The organism is Kribbella catacumbae DSM 19601, from assembly GCF_000372465.1.
Lineage (GTDB): Bacteria > Actinomycetota > Actinomycetes > Propionibacteriales > Kribbellaceae > Kribbella > Kribbella catacumbae.
On record NZ_AQUZ01000008.1, the window covers coordinates 121,857 to 136,484 of the forward strand.

Sequence of the window (14,628 nt, forward strand, 5' to 3'; positions counted from 1 at the left end):
GGCGCTAGCCAACCGTTCTGGTCATGGAGCCGCAACAGGATTGCGAATTGTCGGTGGCGGCAGGCAGAGTGCAGTGGCATGAGGGTGAGGCCGATCGATGAGGACGGACTGCGGCAGGTCGAGCAGTGGCTGGCGGCGGATCCCGTCGGCGGCGCGATCTTCGGCGGCTTCTACGGCCACGCCGTGGCGCGCTGGACGCCGTTGCTGCAGGCACCGAGCCGGCACGGCTGGATCACCTTCGACGAGACCGGTCCGATCGGCTTCATCGACCTGGAGATCCTCGACGACGAAGCCGAGATCACGTACTACGTCTGCCCGACTCGCCGCGGCCAGGGGCTCGGCCGCGCGACCCTCGGCCACGTCATCCAGCTGTCCACCGAGCTCGGTGCCGAGCAGATCCACGCCTCGGTCGACCCCACCAACGACGCCGGCCTCGCCACCCTCCGCTCGATCGCCTTCAGCGAACATGGCACCAACGAGTTCAACGAAACCGAGTTCACCCTCCAGCTCAATGGGTGACTACGCAGGCGTCCTCGCCTTCCGCGCGGGCCGGATCGTCCTCGTCCGCGAGCGCTACGAGGACTGGGAAAACGAACAGTGGAGCATGCCGAGCGGCGCCGTCGAGCCCGGCGAGTCGCCGGCGGAGGCAGCAGTCCGCGAACTCCGCGAGGAGACCGGCCTGCACGTCCGCGTGGACCAGCTGACTTTGGTCGCCGAGGTCTCGGTGATGAGCCGCGACGGCGCGTCCCGCAGTACGGCGTGGAACTACTCCGCCGACGTCCCCGACGGTGACTTCGCCATCAACGACCCAGACGCCTCGATCCAGGAGGCCCGCTGGTTCATGCCCGCCGAAGCCATCCCGCTGATCGCCGCCATCCCTTACCCGCCCCTCAGCGAACCCCCCACCGCGTGGCTCCGCACCCCCACACCCACCCGCTGGACCTTCACCTACGCCCCCGACCCCACCATCGCGTTTCTCGACCGCACCTACGAAATCACCAGCTCACCTCTCCGCAGACACGTCATCGGGGCAGGGTGGGGGCGAGGGGAAGTGGGGCTCTCCTGATTGATCCGTGGGTCATTCGCCCCCTTTTGCCCCTCTCCGCACCGCTCCCGCATCGGGCCGAAGCAACTGTCAGTCAGGAGAGCCGGAAAATGGGGTGTCCTGGGGCTTTTGGGTGGGGATGATTGGGGATGGTTGAACTGGATCCTTTGATCAGGGCGTTTTATGCGGAGCGGTATGTCGAGGATGATCGGCTGGCTCGGTCGGGGCATGGGCAGCTGGAGTTCTTGCGGACGCAGGAGTTGGTCCGCCGGTACCTGCCGGGGCCGGGGGCAACGGTTCTGGATGTGGGTGGGGCGACCGGTGTGCATGCGCGGTGGCTGGCGGCTGATGGGTACGACGTGACGCTGGTCGATCCGGTGGAGGAGCATGTCGCGAAGGCTGCCGAGCTCGGGACGTTCGCGGCGATGGCCGGGGATGCGCGGAAGCTGGAGCAGGAGGACGACAGCGTCGACGTCACGTTGCTGCTCGGGCCGCTGTATCACTTGGTGGAGCAGGCGGATCGCGCCCAGGCGTTGGCGGAGGCGCGACGAGTGACCAGGCCGGGTGGACTGGTAGTTGCCGCAGGCATCAGTCGGTACGCCGGACTGCTGGAGTACGGCACCAAGGGCATGCTGACCGGCGAAACCCTCCAGATGTTCACCGACGCGCTGACGACCGGCCGCAACTACGACGAGCCGAACGGCTTCACCAACGCGTATTTCCATCACGCGGATGAGTTGCGCGCGGAGTTCGGCGAGGCAGGGTTTGCCGACATCGAGGTGCTGGCCGTCGAAGGGCCCGCGGCCGCGACCCTCGAACACTCTTCCCCTGAAGACGTTCCGCGGCTACTCCCGTCGGCACTCCACCTGGCCCGTCTGCTGGAGAACGATCCGCGAGTGATGTCCACCAGCTTCCACTTCCTGGCCATCGGCCACGTCATCTGAGCCCGGAGGAGTCGCGAGGCGGGCGGCCTCCTGCTCCCGCCCCAAGTCCGCGTGCGACGTCCCACGCCTCCACGGACCGTCGGCTCACCCCTTTTCCGCAGGGGCGGACGGCCACCACTATCAAACCTCGCGAGCAACCGATTTCCCTTGGCGTGTCGGGGCCTCAGACCGGGTTTGGTAGTGGTGGCGGTCCGCGGCCGATCGTCTTGCGTGGCCGGGCCCGCGCCTTCGACGCCTGAGTGGGGTTACCCGTACTCCGGAGGGGTTCGCCCCTCGGAGTGGGGTTAGCCCCCTGCTCTACCAATGGGTGATGCCCGCTTGGCGGGGCGGAGCACACCGATCGATCGCCGACGGTGGAGGCGCGAGGCGGGGGGTTCTAGGCGGCCGGGCCGGTGAGTCTGGTGGGTGTGATGCGGATGACGGTGCGGACCACCTTGGCGGGCAGGTCGAGGTACTCCTGGCCGGCGCCTTCGCCCTCGTAGTGCTCGGCCAGCCGGAATGCGAGCGCTCGCCCAGCATCCTCAGTCACCACCGCCGTGCCGCGGATCTCGACGTACTCGTCCGGGTCGTCCTTCGCGATCACCAGCAGGCTTGCCCGCGGATCCCGTCGCAGGTTCACGTCCTTGCGCCGCCCGGCAGTCGTGGAGATGACCACATCGTCCCCCTCCCGCCCGATCCACACCACCGACGTCTGTGGGCTCCCGTCCGCGTTGATCGTCGCCAGAATCCCCGGATTCCCGCCGTCCACCAGCTTCCGCGCCCCATCACTCAAGTCCATGCGACGGACCCTAAACCACCCCACCGACAAACCCCGCCGACCGTCGAGTTCAGTACTCCCGCCAGCACAGAGAGTCACTTCAGGTCGCGAAGCGATGTCAATAGCTGCAATCCAGTACGCCGAACGCGTGCCGCCGTCGTAGCATCATGCGGCGGTTCAGGCCGGGGGTGGCCGGATCGCGACCAAACATGGGTGGGTCCGGGCTCTGCCCGGCACTGGGGAGAAGCGGGGACGCATGGCCGAGGAGTCGGGGCCCAAGCCCGGGCATTTCCTGCCGAAAGACGACCAGCCGGCGGAGCTGCCGAAGTACGGGCGGCCGAGCGTACCGGCGTACGGCGCTCCCTCGGAGCCGCTGGCAGCGCCGACCCCACGACTCGGCCGTGGCGCCGAGACGACGGACGGCCCGCCGGTCCTGACCGGCTCGCGCCTCGGACCGCCGCCGCCCGGCGATCGGGCCGCGGCCGCGTTCAAGGCGCGGTACCAGCCGGAGCCGATCCCGTTCCAGCCGAAGAAGAAGTCCAAGGTCCTGATCGCGGGCATCGTCGCCGGTGCGCTCGTCGTCCTCGGCGGTGGCGTTTTCGTGGCGACCAAGGTGCTTTCGTCGTACGACGACTTCGTCGCGAACCCACTCGGTACGCCGTCGGTCAAGCAGCCCGGCTACACCCCGTCCGCGCAGCCGACCGCCGAGCCGACGCCGGATCTCATCGTCCTGCAGAAGAACAAGCTCTACTCGACCGGCAAGATCGCGCCGGTCAAGTGCCGCGAACCCGCGTTCCGGCCGACCTCCAAGGAGAACGTCCGGTCCTACTACCAGGCGCTCCTGGTCTGCATGAACAAGTTCTGGGAGCCCGTCGTCCGCAAGAGCGGCAACGAGTTCCACCCGCCGAAGCTGATCATCTTCGACGACGGCCAGGAGACCGCGTGCGGCGTACAGAAGGACGTGTCCTCGTACTGCCCGACCGACGGCGGTAGCGTCGCGCTGCCGTGGGAGGACCTGCAGGACAACTTCCGCAAGAACAGGTCGCTGACCCGGATCGACATGGCCGACGCGCTCGGTTACGTCTACGGCGTCCACGTCCAGAACCTGACCGGCATCCTGGACTCGTCGGCAAGCCGGCGGGACGAGGCCGCCACCGAGGCCCTGAGGCTGGAGGAGACGCGGCGGATCGCGCTGCAGGCGACCTGCTTGTCGGCCGCCTTCCTGGGTGCCGAGAAGGCCACTTTCCCGGTCACCGGCGACCTGCTCACCTGGTGGAAGTGGCGCAGCAAGCACGACGGCGATGAGACCGACCCGGATAAAGTGCGCGACCATGGTTCCCGCAAGAGCGTCGAGCTGTGGATGAACCAGGGCTTCGCGGCTCCCGATCCGGGCTCCTGCAACACTTTCGTGGCAGCGGCGGCCAAGGTCAGCTGATCACCGACGGACTGAGGTAGATGAATGGCGGACGACGAGCGGGTGCCCACGCCAGGGCCGCCCAGGATCGGACACTTCCTGCCGGGCGGCGCGGGCGATGCACCTGAACCGGCCGCGCCGGGTGCACCCCGTACTGCGCTGACGTCGCCGGACACCGTGAACCGCAGGCAGCTCGGCCTCGGCAAGGCCCGTCCCATCGGCGCGCCCGTCGACCGCACGCTGAAGAAGGCGTCTCCGCTGCCGGCCGATCCGGCGTACCAGGGGGATTTCGGCGCACCGCCGGCCGCTCCGTTGCCGGGAGCACCGGTCACGCCCTTGCGCGGGACCCGGCAGCTCGGCGGGGCCCGCCCGGTCGGCTGGCACACGACGTCCACCCGGACCGGAGTACCGCAGTTCGTCACGCAGCAGCCGGAACTGAAGCAGCCGCGGCGATTCTCCCGGCCGATCGTGGGACTGCTGTCCGCACTGGCGTTGATCCTGGTCAGCGGCGGCGCCGTCGCCAGCTACAAACTGATCGACTCCTTCGACAGCACAGTCGCCAACCCGCTCACCCAACCCTCGGTAAAACCCTCCGAGAGCCCGCTCCCGGCACCCCCGGTACCAACCGTCACGAAGACTGCCCCGACGGTCTCGGATGCGGATCGAGTGCAGAAGAACAAGCTGTACACGGTCGGCAAGGTCCCGACGGTGAAGTGTGTGGAGCCTGCAGTGAAGCCGAACACCGCAGCGAACGTACTGCGCTACTACCAGGCTCTGCTTCCTTGCCTGCACGAGACGTGGGAACCGTTGGTCCTGAAGGCGGGCTATCCGTTCCGGCAGGCGAAAGTGGCGCTGGTCGGTCAGAAAACGTCTGCCGCGACCTGCACGGGTAAGCATCCGGACACGGCGTACTACTGCGGTGTCGACGAGACCATGTACATGCAGGCCAAGGACGATCTTGCGTTCTACCAGGACAGCCCGCTCGATGCGCGGGTCTCGATGATGGCCACGATCGCTCACGAGTATGCCCATCACGTGCAGATCCTGGTGAACATCGGCATCTCGTCAGAGTCGCGCAAGGGCTGGATGAAGTCGAAGGCATCGCAGCTGGAGGAGAACCGCCGCTTCGAGTTGCAGGCGAGCTGTCTGGGCGCGGTGTTCCTGGGCGCCAACAAGGCCTCGCTGGGCCTTCGTGGGCAGAAGCTCGACATCTGGGAGTTCCAGACAAAGCACAGCGGCGACGAGTACAACCCGAAAAAGGTCCGCGACCACGGCTCCCGCAGGAACCAGTGGCTCTGGGAGGGCCCCGCCTTCAAGTCCGCGAACCCCGCCTCCTGCAACACCTTCACCGCCCCCAGCGCGAAGGTCAGCTGAGGGGGAGTTTGAAGCCCTCGTGGGTGTTTTGGAAGCCCAGGCTGGCGTAGAAGCGGTGGGCGTCGGTGCGGGCTTTGTCCGACGTCAGTTGGAGCATGGTGCAGCCTCGGGTGCGGGCTTCTTCTCTTGCCCATTCCAGCAGGGTGGTGCCGAGGCCGGTACCACGGGCTGAGGCGGCGACTCGGACGGCTTCCACCAGGCCTCGGGTGGCGCCCTTGCGGGACAGGCCGGGGATGATCGTCAGCTGGAGCGTGCCGACCAGCTCATCGTTGCGTTCAGCAACGACCAGGAACTGGTTCGGGTCGGTCTCGATGGCGGCGAAGGCGGCCTGGTACGGCGTCAGGTCGGCCGGACTCTCCCGCTGGGCGGCGATCTCGTCGTCGATCAGCATCGACACGATGCCGGGGACGTCGGTGGCGGTGGCGCGGCGGATCACGACATCGGTCATGCCGGTCAGCATCTCAAGCCGCTGGTCGGCCTTGTCCGGCAGGGGTAACTACCATCTGGATGTAACGGTAATTGCCTTACGCAATCACATTGCGTTAGGAAAAGGCGTTTGCGCCCTGCCAGGTCGGGCACGAGGGATTCAGACACCACTGCATCCGCCCGTAGCCGGCGTCGCGCGGATACGGGTGCGTGACGGCGGCTGCGGGCCAGTCCGGAGAGGAAGCCCGATGTCTGCACTGGCAATCGACTTCACCCAGCCCTTCGAAGATGCCTTCAGCAAGCTTCTCGGGTTCATCCCGAACCTGCTGGGCGGCATCGCCATCCTGGTGATCGGCTACTTCGTCGCCAAGGTGCTCGGCAAGCTGGTCGGCAAACTGCTCGGCAAGGTCGGCTTCGACCAGTGGATGGACCGGGCCGGCGTGTCCGGCATCCTGCAGCGGTCCGGCACGGGGCTGACCGCTTCCGCGATGCTCGGCAAGGTCGTGTTCTGGTTCGTCTTCCTGATCAGCTTCACGATGTTCGCCTCGGCGCTCGGCGTGCCGGAGATCTCGGCCTTCATGTCCGACATGCTCGCCTACATCCCGCGGATCTTCGCAGCGATCGTGATCGTCTGCCTGGCCGCGCTGTTCGCGAACTTCCTGGCCGCGATCATCCGCGGTGCCACCGGCAACGAAACGCTCGCGAAGGTCGGCCGGTACGCCATCTTGGTGTACGCCGCGTTCGCCGCGCTGACCCAGCTCGGCATCGCCGTCCAGCTGACCGGCAACACGCTGCTGATCGTGCTCGCGGGTGCCGCGCTGGCGCTCGGCCTCGCTTTCGGCCTCGGCGGTCGCGAGATGGCGGGCCAGGCGCTGCACACCCTGTTCGACCGCAGCACGATGAACCGCCCGGCCGGCGAGGACCGCACCGCGGGTTCGCCCGGCAACGGCATGACCGGCAACGGCACGACTGGTGGCCAGGCCGCCTACCCGCCCCCGCCGCAGCAGGCGCAGTACGGCCAGCCTGCGCAGTACGGGCAGCCTGAGCCGCAGCACCCGGCCCACCACGGCGCCCCGCGCGGCTCCAACGGCAACTGGACCGGCGACAACAGCAACCTCTAACCGGAAAGCCCGGACCGCCACCACTCACAAACCCTGCTCAGGCAGGCCGTGCCCCGCCTGGAGCCGCTGACCTCAGCGGCTCCAGGCGGGGTTTGTGAGTGGTGGCGGTCCGGCACCCTAAGCATCGGGGCCGGTGCGGCGGACGTCTTCCACCTTCGCCATCGCCTCGCGGAGCTCGGCGAGCCAGCTTTCGCTGTGCTGGGCGACGAGCTTCACGCACCAGCCGAGCGCGTCGCTGCGGGACCGCGCGACCCCGGCGTCGACCAACGTGTCGAGCACCTGCCGCTCCGGCTGCCGCAGCCGCGTCATCACCGGCGCGGACAGCGACGTGAACACAGTCCGCGTCTCGCCGGCCTGCACGCCCCAGGCGACCTTCCGCCGGGTCGCGTGCTCCAGCTCGCGGGCGATCTCGATCCGCTTCTCCCGGGTGTCCTCCCGGAACTGCTTGATCCGGCCCTCCTCGGCAGCCGACCGCTCGGCCGCGCTGACCTTACCGTCCTGCTCCGGCGCCTTGATCGTCCCGACCACGAGAATCTCGTCGCGATCGATACTCACCTCAGGCTCACCCTCGAACCACCCCGCGGGCAGCCGCCCGGTCAACCAGCCTCTAACCCGCTCACCCTCTTGCTGTGTACTCATGTAATCATGATTACACGTCACACAAGCCCGCGCACAAGACGACGACCGCCGTACGCGCGGTACGGCGGTCGTCGTCGGGGGCGGTCAGGCTGCCGGAGGTGGGGCGAAGGCGGCGCGGAGGTGGGAATGGGCCGCCTGCGCCGCGTTGGTGCGGTCCAGGCCGAGTAGGGCGGCGCCTACTACCGGCGGAACGTCTACCACTCGGGGGATCGCCTTCGGCGCTGCGGCCGAGAGCAGGCGGACGACTGTTTCCATTAGGAGCGGGTGGCCGGCTGTTAGGACGCCGCCGCCTAGTACTACGTCTGTGGGCTCGTCTAGTAGGTCTAGGCGGCGCATGGCGACTGTGGCCATGGCGACGATCTCTTCGGCCTGTTGCTGGACTACTGCGGTGGCTACGGGGTCGCCTGCTGCCGCCACCTGGAAGAGGAGAGGAGTCGCCTCCAGGCGGCGGCTGAAGGGGATGTCGCCGAGGTGGACGGCTTCGATCAGAGCTGCGACTGAGTCGACGCCATAGTGCGCGGGCAGGGCCTTCTCCAGGGCAGTGTCGGGGCCGCGGCCGTCGGCGGCCCGGGCGGCTGCTGAGAACGCCTCGTCGGCTAGTTGTTGCCCACCGCCCCAATCTCCGGAGATCTTGCCGACGGCAGCGAAACGAGCGGTCCGGCCGTCGGGGAGCAGGCCGGCGCAGTTGATGCCGGCGCCGCAGACGACCGCGACGCCGCGCGGTTCGTCCACACCCGCACGGAGCAAGGCGAAAGTGTCGTTCGCGACGGACACCGACGTCGCCCAGCCGAACGACTCGAAGGCCTCGGCGAGGCGCTCCTCCTCGATCGGCAGGTCCGCGTTCGCCAGGCACGCGGAGATCTGCTGCACCAGTGGTCCGTCGCCGATCGTGAGTCCGGCCTCGGCCGCGGCGGCGGCGACCAGCGGGGCGAGGCCCTCCACGGCGGCGAAGGCTCCGACGATGTGCGGCTCGAAGCCGCCGCCGCGCGCAGTACCGAGGACTGTTCCGTCGGCGGACACGAGGGCCACGTCGGTCTTGCTGTTGCCGGCGTCGAAGGCGAGGATGCCTCCTGGGACCTTCGGTCGGCCGGCCATCATCACGCCCACGGGAGGTACTCGCGGTTGTGCGCGAGCAGCTTGTCGGTGAGCTGGTTGGCGTACTCGATCTGCCCGATCAGCGGATGCGCCAGGAGAGCGGTGAACACCCGGTCAGCACCACCCTTCAAGGCCGCTTCCAGAGCAAGATTCTCGTACGCCGTGACGCTCGCGACCAGCCCGGCGTACAGCGGCTCGAGGGGCGAGATCGGCAGCGGCGTAGTACCGGCTGCTCCGACCGTCGCCGGGACCTCGATCACCGCGTCGTCCGGGAGGAACGGCAGGGCGCCGTTGTTGAGGGTGTTCACGACCTGCACGTCACCAGTGTCGTTGAGCAGCGAGGACGCCAAAGCGACCGCAGCCTCGGAGTAGTACGCGCCACCCCTTTGCTCAAGCAGGGCAGGCTTCTCGTCCAGGGAAGGATCGGCGTACAGGTCGAGCAGTTCCTTCTCGATCGCGGCGACCTCCGCGGCCCGCGACGGCTTCTCCAGCAGTTCGCGGACGACCTCGTCATGCGCGTAGAAGTAGCGCAGGTAGTACGACGGAACGACGCCCAGTTGCAGCAGCAACTCGGCCGGCAGCCGGATCTCGTCGGCCAGCTCCGCCGAGTGCGATGCGAGCAGCTTCGGCAGGACGTTCTCGCCGTCGACTCGAACGCCGCGCTCCCAGGTGAGGTGGTTCAGCCCGACGTGGTCGAGCGCGACCTGATCCGGCGTGACTCCCAGCATGCGAGCGAACTTCCGCTGGAAGCCGATCGCCACGTTGCACAGCCCGACGGCCTTGTGCCCCTCGGACAGTAGTGCGCGCGTGACGATGCCGACCGGGTTGGTGAAGTCGATGATCCACGCGTCCGGGTTGGTACGCCGTACCCGCTCGGCGATGTCGAGGACGACGGGGACTGTCCGCAGCGCCTTCGCGAGACCGCCCGCGCCGGTGGTCTCCTGGCCGACACAACCGCAGTCGAGCGGCCAGGTCTCGTCTTGGCCCCGGGCGGCCTGCCCGCCGACCCGCAGCTGAAGCAGTACTGCGTCCGCACCCTCGATCCCCTCGTCCAGATCGGACGTGGTGACAACGCGACCCGGATGCCCTTGTTTGGCGAAGATCCGCTGGGCCAGCCCGCCGACCAGCTCGAGCCGGTCGGCGGCCGGGTCGACGAGGACGAGCTCGGTGACCGGCAGCGAGTCCCGCAACCGGGCGAACCCGTCGATGAGTTCAGGCGTGTAGGTGGATCCGCCACCGACGACTGTGAGTTTCAACCTTTGACCCCTGTGAGTGTGACGCCTTCGATGAAGGCCTTTTGGGCGAAGAAGAACAAGATGATCACCGGAGCCATCACCAGCAGGGTCGCTGCCATCGTGAGGTTCCAGTTGGTGTGGTGGGCGCCCTTGAAGGATTCCAGGCCGTAGCTGAGGGTCCAGGCGGCCGCGTTCTCGCTGGCGTAGATCTGCGGGCCGAAGTAGTCGTTCCAGCAGTAGAAGAACTGGAACAGCGCGACCGCCGCGATGGCCGGCTTGGCCATCGGCAAGATGATCCGGCCCAGCGCCCGGAAGTCACCACAGCCGTCCACCTTGGCCGCGTCGACGTAGTCCTTCGGGATGGTCAGCAGGAACTGCCGGAGCAGGAAGATCGAGAACGCGTCGGTGAACGCCATCGGGATGATCAGCGGCCACAACGTCCCGGACAGGTGCAGTTCCTTGGCCCAGAACAGGTACATCGGCACGATGATGACCTGCGGCGGCAGCATCATCGTCGAGATCACCAGCATCAGCGCGACATTGCGCCCGCGGAACTTGAACCGGGCCAGCGCGTAGGCCACCGGGATGCTGGACAACAGGGTCAGCGCGGTGCCCAGCCCGGCGTACAGGAGGGTGTTCTTCCACCAGGTCAGGAAGCCTGGCGTCTCCCAGACCGTGCGCAGGTTCTCCCAGTGGAAGGCGTCCGGCCACAGGTCGCGGGTCAGCGCCTGCTGGTCGCTCATCAGCGCGGTCAGGAAGACGAACACGAACGGCAGGACGAAGAACAGCGCCGCCGCGATCGCCAACGAGTGCACGGCGACCCAGTGCAGGAACTTGGTACGCCGTGCCTCGCGTCCTGCCGCGGTCAGTCCGGGGGCGGCCGGGGGTGTTTCGGTCCGCGGGCTCGTCAAGGTACTCATCAGCAGTCTCCTAGTCGTCCGTGGCCAGGAAGCCACTGCCGCGGCGCATCAGCAACCCGGTGAACACCATCGCCAGTACGAACAGCACGAGCGCGATCACCGAGGCGCCGCCGGTGTCGAACCGCTGGAATCCCAGGTGGTACACGAGTTGCGGCAGGGTCAGCGTCGACTTCTCCGGGTAGCCGGGCTCGAACTGTTGCCCGGAGCCCCCAATGATCCCGCTCGCGACTTTTCCGGCGACGAGTGGCTGGGTGTAGTACTGCATGGTCTGGATCACGCCGGTGACGACCGCGAACAACACGATCGGCGAGATGTTCGGCAGTGTCACGAACCGGAAGCGTTGCCACCAGCTCGCGCCGTCCAGCGAGGCGGCCTCGTACTGCTCCTGCGGTACGTCGAGCAGCGAGGCCATGAAGATCACCATCAGGTCGCCGATGCCCCACAACGCCAGCAGTGTCAGCGCCGGTTTCGACCAGGCCGGGTCGTTGAACCACCCCGGCTGCGGCAGCCCGATCGAGCCGAGGATGTTGTTCACCGGCCCGGTGCCCGGGTTGAGCAGGAACGCGAACGCCATCGTCGCGGCCACCGGCGGAGCCAGGTACGGCAGGTAGAAGGCGGTCCGGAAGAACCCGGCGCCGGTCTTCACCTTGGTGATCAGCATCCCGATGCCGAGGCCGAACACCACCCGCAGGCTGACCATGATGATGACCAGCCAGAGCGTGTTGCGCAGGGCCGGCCAGAAGAACGGGTAGTCGGTGAAGACGTACCGCCAGTTCTTCAGGCCGGTCCACACCGGCGGAGTGAATCCGTCGTACTTCATGAAGGAGAAGTAGATGGTCGAGATCAGCGGGTAGAGGAAGAAGACGCTGACCCCGATCAGCCACGGGGAGAGGAAGGCGAGGTTGCGCAGCCGTTCCTTGCGCCGCTTGTGCCTCAGTCCTACGGAGATGGTCGCCATCATTTGGCCTGCGCGATGTCCTTGTCGATCTGGGCGTCGGCCTTGGCCAGACCGGCGGCCAGATCGGTCTGCTTGCCGGACTCGAAGGCGTAGCCGAAGTCCTGCAGGGTGAGCTGGTACGCGCCGCCGTTCGGGCTGGCCGGCGTGGTGCTGCTCTTCGGGTGCTGGGCGATCTCGAGGAAGACCTTGAACTTCTCGTCGATCTTCAGGTTCGGCGACTTCAGCGCGTCCAGGGTGGACGGCACGTTGTGGATGCCGTTCGAGAAGTTGACCACGCCTTCGGTGTCGGTGGTCATGTACTTGACCAGTTCCCAGGCCGCGTTCTGCTTCTGGCTGGTGTTCGCGATCCCGATGATGGTGCCGGACAGGTAGCCCTTGCCGTAGCTGTCGGCCTGCTCGTCCGGGACCGGGAACGGCGCGACGCCGATGTCGAACTTGACCCCGGCCTCCTTGGCCATCCCGAGCCGCCACTCACCGTCGATCGACATCGCCACCTGGCCGGTGTGGAACGGGTTCTTGGCGCCCCACTCGTCACCGAAGGTGGCGCGGTACTTCTCCAGCTTGGCGAAGCCGCCGAGCTCCTTGACCAGGTTCGACTGCCAGGTCAGCATCTTGCCGAACGCCGGGTCGGCGGCCAGGTTCGACTTGCCCTCTGGGGTGAAGTACGTCGGGTTCCACTGCGCGGCGAAGTGCGTGGCGGTCGACTCGTAGCCGTGGAAGTTCGGCATGAAGCCGAGCTGGGCGTAGCCATCGCCCTTGGGCTTGGTCAGCTTCTTCGCGATCGCGTCGAACTCCGACAGCGTCTTCGGCGGCTCGGCGATGCCCGCCGCCTTGAACGCGTCCTTGTTGTAGTACAGGCCGTACGCGTCGTTCAGCAGCGGCAGGGTGCAGCGCTTGCCCTGGAACTGGGTGTAGTCCTGCAGCGGCTTCGGGAAGGTCTTGTCCAGATCGACGCCGGACTTGTCCAGGAACGGCTTCAGGTCCGCGAACACGTTCGAGGTACAGAACGTGCCGACGTTGTCGGTGGTGAAGGACGACACCACGTCGGGGGCGCTCGGGCCGCCGGCCCGCAGCGCCTGCTTGATCTTGTCGTCGTTGATGTTGCCGACGACCTTCACCTTGATGTTGGGGAACTTCGCCTCGAACGACTTCACGTTCGCGGTGATCGCGGCCGCCTCGCTCGGCGCGCTCCAGCCGTGCCAGAAGGTGATCGTGGTCTCCTTGGTGGCGTCGTCGCTCGCCGGGGGTGCGCTCGACGTACCGGTGCACGCGGTACCGAGTAGCGCGATCGCCGCCGAGGCGATCACTGCTTTGTGGACTCGACGCATTTGACGTTTCTCCTGATCCTGGATGGAACCGGCCTGCTTTTGGGTGTGCGAATCCACCGGACCAGGTGGGTTCCCGGGTCCGGGGATGTGGTTTAGGGCTGGGTGCTAGTCGGTACTGCCTCCGGTGGTCGGTCCGGCTGTGTCGAAGACTGCGTCCCGCGTGTAGCTCAGAGCGGACTGAAGGGCACCGGACAGCACCGGGTCGGTGTTGATCGCGGTCATCAGCAACCGCGGCCGCGGTACGGCGAGTTCGGCGAGTTCTTCCTGGATGAGGCCGCGCAACCGCTCGCCGCCGGCCGTGATCACGCCGCCCGCGAGCACGATCAGCTCCGGGTCGACGACGGCCACGATCGCGGCCAGACCGACCGCGAGGCGATGCGCGAACTCGTTGAGTACGACGTCGCCCGCGCCGGGGGTTTGCAGCGCCGCGGCGATCGCGGCTTCCGGAGTACGGGCCTTGATGCCGTTGGCCCGGGCTAGTTCGAGGACTGGTTCGCCACCGGCCAGTTCTTGGAATCCGCCGGCGTTGTTGCGGCCGACGTTGCGCACCAGCGGCGTACCGGGCAGTGGCAGGAAGGCCACCTCACCGGCACCGCCGGTCGCGCCCTTGACCAGATGGCCGTCTAGCACGATCGCGGCGCCGATACCTTCTTCGCCCCAGAGCATGACGAAGTTCTCGCTGTTGTTCGCGTGCCCGACCTGCTGTTCGGCCACGGCGGCCAGGTTGACGTCGTTCTCGACCTCCAGCGGTACTGCGATCGCTGCCGCCAGCTCGTCGAGCAGATGGGGGGCGTGCCAGCCCGGGAGGTGGGTCGCGTAGCGCAGCCGGCCGGTCGTCGGGTCGAAGCCACCGGGGGTGCCGATCGAGACCCGGTGCAGCCGGTCGCGGGTCAGCCCGGCATCGCCGAGCGCGCCGTCGATGGCTTTCACCACGCGTTCGACCGTGCCCTTGGCGCTCCGGCCGGGGGTGGGCAGCTCGAAGCGGCCGACCACCTTGCCGGTCAGGTCCGCGACGGCCGAACGGATCCGGGTCGGCGTGACGTCCAGGCCGGCGACGTACGCGATGCCGCCGTTGATCTCGTAGAGCTGCGCGTTCGGGCCCGGGCGGCCGGCGCTCGTCCCGCTGGCGCGGACCAGGCCGGCGCTTTCGAGCCGGGAGAGCAGTTGGGAGGCGGTCGGCTTCGACAGACCGGTGAGGTTGCCGAGCGTGGTGCGCGACAGCGGACCGTGCGACAGGAGCAGGTCGAGTGCGGCGCGATCGTTCATCGCGCGGAGCAGGCGGGGAGTACCGGGTGTGCTGGCCATGTGCTAACCCTGCCCTCCCATCGCTGTCGCGTCGCCCAACCACGCTGCTGATTCGGCAGCGAGATCA

Annotated in this window: 15 protein-coding genes; 6 read left to right on the forward strand and 9 right to left on the reverse strand. The window is 67.6% G+C overall.

Going from position 1 to position 14,628, the window contains the following annotated elements; genetic code table 11:
• The first annotated feature begins 78 nt into the window (after nucleotides 1-78).
• From A3ES_RS0111250 to A3ES_RS0111260, 3 genes are all read left to right on the forward strand, one after another.
• Nucleotides 79-519 carry a GNAT family N-acetyltransferase gene (locus A3ES_RS0111250; RefSeq protein WP_040454460.1) on the forward strand — a complete coding sequence of 147 codons (441 nt, stop codon included), beginning with the start codon at nucleotides 79-81 and terminating at the stop codon, nucleotides 517-519.
• Nucleotides 512-1,066: an NUDIX hydrolase gene (locus A3ES_RS51195; RefSeq protein WP_020386910.1), complete on the forward strand. Its 555-nt coding sequence runs from the start codon at nucleotides 512-514 to the stop codon at nucleotides 1,064-1,066. Before A3ES_RS0111250 ends, A3ES_RS51195 begins: the two co-directional genes overlap by 8 nt.
• Before the next feature lie 128 nt (nucleotides 1,067-1,194).
• Entirely contained in the window at nucleotides 1,195-1,989 is a 795-nt protein-coding gene (locus tag A3ES_RS0111260; RefSeq protein WP_020386911.1) for a class I SAM-dependent methyltransferase, read from the forward strand.
• 376 nt (nucleotides 1,990-2,365) lie between these two features.
• Here A3ES_RS0111260 and A3ES_RS0111265 read toward each other — a convergent pair whose 3' ends face one another.
• Nucleotides 2,366-2,767, reverse strand: coding sequence for a PPOX class F420-dependent oxidoreductase (locus A3ES_RS0111265; RefSeq protein ID WP_020386912.1), 402 nt, complete (start codon nucleotides 2,765-2,767; stop codon nucleotides 2,366-2,368).
• Between the two features lie 235 nt (nucleotides 2,768-3,002).
• On the opposite strand from A3ES_RS0111265, the gene A3ES_RS0111270 reads away from it, so the two are divergent.
• Both A3ES_RS0111270 and A3ES_RS0111275 read left to right on the forward strand, forming a co-directional pair.
• Nucleotides 3,003-4,181 (forward strand): neutral zinc metallopeptidase, encoded by a 1,179-nt coding sequence (locus A3ES_RS0111270; protein ID WP_020386913.1) that lies wholly within the window; start codon nucleotides 3,003-3,005, stop codon nucleotides 4,179-4,181.
• Nucleotides 4,182-4,205: 24 nt separating this feature from the next.
• On the forward strand, nucleotides 4,206-5,534 hold the full coding sequence (locus A3ES_RS0111275; protein ID WP_020386914.1) for a neutral zinc metallopeptidase: 1,329 nt from the start codon (nucleotides 4,206-4,208) through the stop codon (nucleotides 5,532-5,534).
• On the opposite strand, the gene A3ES_RS0111280 is transcribed toward A3ES_RS0111275, so the two are convergent.
• A complete protein-coding gene (locus A3ES_RS0111280; RefSeq protein WP_026162770.1) occupies nucleotides 5,527-5,982 on the reverse strand; it encodes a GNAT family N-acetyltransferase in 456 nt (151 codons plus the stop codon). The two genes, A3ES_RS0111275 and A3ES_RS0111280, sit on opposite strands and share 8 nt — an antisense overlap.
• Before the next feature lie 226 nt (nucleotides 5,983-6,208).
• Between A3ES_RS0111280 and A3ES_RS0111285 the strand changes: the two genes are divergently transcribed.
• Complete coding sequence (locus A3ES_RS0111285; RefSeq protein WP_020386916.1) at nucleotides 6,209-7,081, forward strand: mechanosensitive ion channel family protein; 873 nt, start codon at nucleotides 6,209-6,211, stop codon at nucleotides 7,079-7,081.
• A 117-nt stretch (nucleotides 7,082-7,198) separates the two neighbouring features.
• Here the strand turns inward: A3ES_RS0111285 and A3ES_RS0111290 are convergent, their stop codons facing one another.
• The 7 genes from A3ES_RS0111290 to A3ES_RS0111320 form a co-directional block, all read right to left on the reverse strand.
• On the reverse strand, nucleotides 7,199-7,720 hold the full coding sequence (locus A3ES_RS0111290; protein ID WP_026162771.1) for a hypothetical protein: 522 nt from the start codon (nucleotides 7,718-7,720) through the stop codon (nucleotides 7,199-7,201).
• A gap of 84 nt (nucleotides 7,721-7,804) precedes the next feature.
• Nucleotides 7,805-8,818 (reverse strand): N-acetylglucosamine kinase, encoded by a 1,014-nt coding sequence (locus A3ES_RS0111295; RefSeq protein WP_237744917.1) that lies wholly within the window; start codon nucleotides 8,816-8,818, stop codon nucleotides 7,805-7,807.
• A complete protein-coding gene (locus A3ES_RS0111300; RefSeq protein WP_020386919.1) occupies nucleotides 8,818-10,071 on the reverse strand; it encodes a 6-phospho-beta-glucosidase in 1,254 nt (417 codons plus the stop codon). Before A3ES_RS0111300 ends, A3ES_RS0111295 begins: the two co-directional genes overlap by 1 nt.
• Nucleotides 10,068-10,970, reverse strand: a complete 903-nt coding sequence (locus A3ES_RS0111305; RefSeq protein WP_020386920.1) for a carbohydrate ABC transporter permease — start codon at nucleotides 10,968-10,970, stop codon at nucleotides 10,068-10,070. Before A3ES_RS0111305 ends, A3ES_RS0111300 begins: the two co-directional genes overlap by 4 nt.
• Nucleotides 10,971-10,980: 10 nt before the next feature.
• On the reverse strand, nucleotides 10,981-11,931 hold the full coding sequence (locus A3ES_RS0111310) for a carbohydrate ABC transporter permease (RefSeq protein WP_040454462.1): 951 nt from the start codon (nucleotides 11,929-11,931) through the stop codon (nucleotides 10,981-10,983).
• Nucleotides 11,928-13,256, reverse strand: a complete 1,329-nt coding sequence (locus A3ES_RS0111315; RefSeq protein WP_020386922.1) for an ABC transporter substrate-binding protein — start codon at nucleotides 13,254-13,256, stop codon at nucleotides 11,928-11,930. The genes A3ES_RS0111310 and A3ES_RS0111315 overlap by 4 nt, the downstream gene beginning before the upstream one ends.
• A gap of 105 nt (nucleotides 13,257-13,361) precedes the next feature.
• On the reverse strand, nucleotides 13,362-14,561 hold the full coding sequence (locus A3ES_RS0111320) for an ROK family transcriptional regulator (protein ID WP_020386923.1): 1,200 nt from the start codon (nucleotides 14,559-14,561) through the stop codon (nucleotides 13,362-13,364).
• Nucleotides 14,562-14,628: the final 67 nt, after the last annotated feature.

Excerpts from the sequence above, each read along its gene's own strand:
- A3ES_RS0111270 (WP_020386913.1), top strand. The coding sequence starts at position 3,003 with ATGGCCGAGGAGTCGGGGCCCAAGCCCGGGCATTTCCTGCCGAAAGAC.
- A3ES_RS0111290 (WP_026162771.1), bottom strand. The coding sequence starts at position 7,720 with ATGAGTACACAGCAAGAGGGTGAGCGGGTTAGAGGCTGGTTGACCGGG.
- A3ES_RS0111295 (WP_237744917.1), bottom strand. The coding sequence starts at position 8,818 with ATGATGGCCGGCCGACCGAAGGTCCCAGGAGGCATCCTCGCCTTCGAC.
- A3ES_RS0111265 (WP_020386912.1), bottom strand. The coding sequence starts at position 2,767 with ATGGACTTGAGTGATGGGGCGCGGAAGCTGGTGGACGGCGGGAATCCG.
- A3ES_RS0111260 (WP_020386911.1), top strand. The coding sequence starts at position 1,195 with ATGGTTGAACTGGATCCTTTGATCAGGGCGTTTTATGCGGAGCGGTAT.
- A3ES_RS0111310 (WP_040454462.1), bottom strand. The coding sequence starts at position 11,931 with ATGATGGCGACCATCTCCGTAGGACTGAGGCACAAGCGGCGCAAGGAA.
- A3ES_RS0111250 (WP_040454460.1), top strand. The coding sequence starts at position 79 with ATGAGGGTGAGGCCGATCGATGAGGACGGACTGCGGCAGGTCGAGCAG.
- A3ES_RS0111275 (WP_020386914.1), top strand. The coding sequence starts at position 4,206 with ATGGCGGACGACGAGCGGGTGCCCACGCCAGGGCCGCCCAGGATCGGA.
- A3ES_RS0111320 (WP_020386923.1), bottom strand. The coding sequence starts at position 14,561 with ATGGCCAGCACACCCGGTACTCCCCGCCTGCTCCGCGCGATGAACGAT.
- A3ES_RS0111280 (WP_026162770.1), bottom strand. The coding sequence starts at position 5,982 with ATGACCGATGTCGTGATCCGCCGCGCCACCGCCACCGACGTCCCCGGC.
- A3ES_RS0111315 (WP_020386922.1), bottom strand. The coding sequence starts at position 13,256 with ATGCGTCGAGTCCACAAAGCAGTGATCGCCTCGGCGGCGATCGCGCTA.
- A3ES_RS0111285 (WP_020386916.1), top strand. The coding sequence starts at position 6,209 with ATGTCTGCACTGGCAATCGACTTCACCCAGCCCTTCGAAGATGCCTTC.
- A3ES_RS51195 (WP_020386910.1), top strand. The coding sequence starts at position 512 with ATGGGTGACTACGCAGGCGTCCTCGCCTTCCGCGCGGGCCGGATCGTC.
- A3ES_RS0111305 (WP_020386920.1), bottom strand. The coding sequence starts at position 10,970 with ATGAGTACCTTGACGAGCCCGCGGACCGAAACACCCCCGGCCGCCCCC.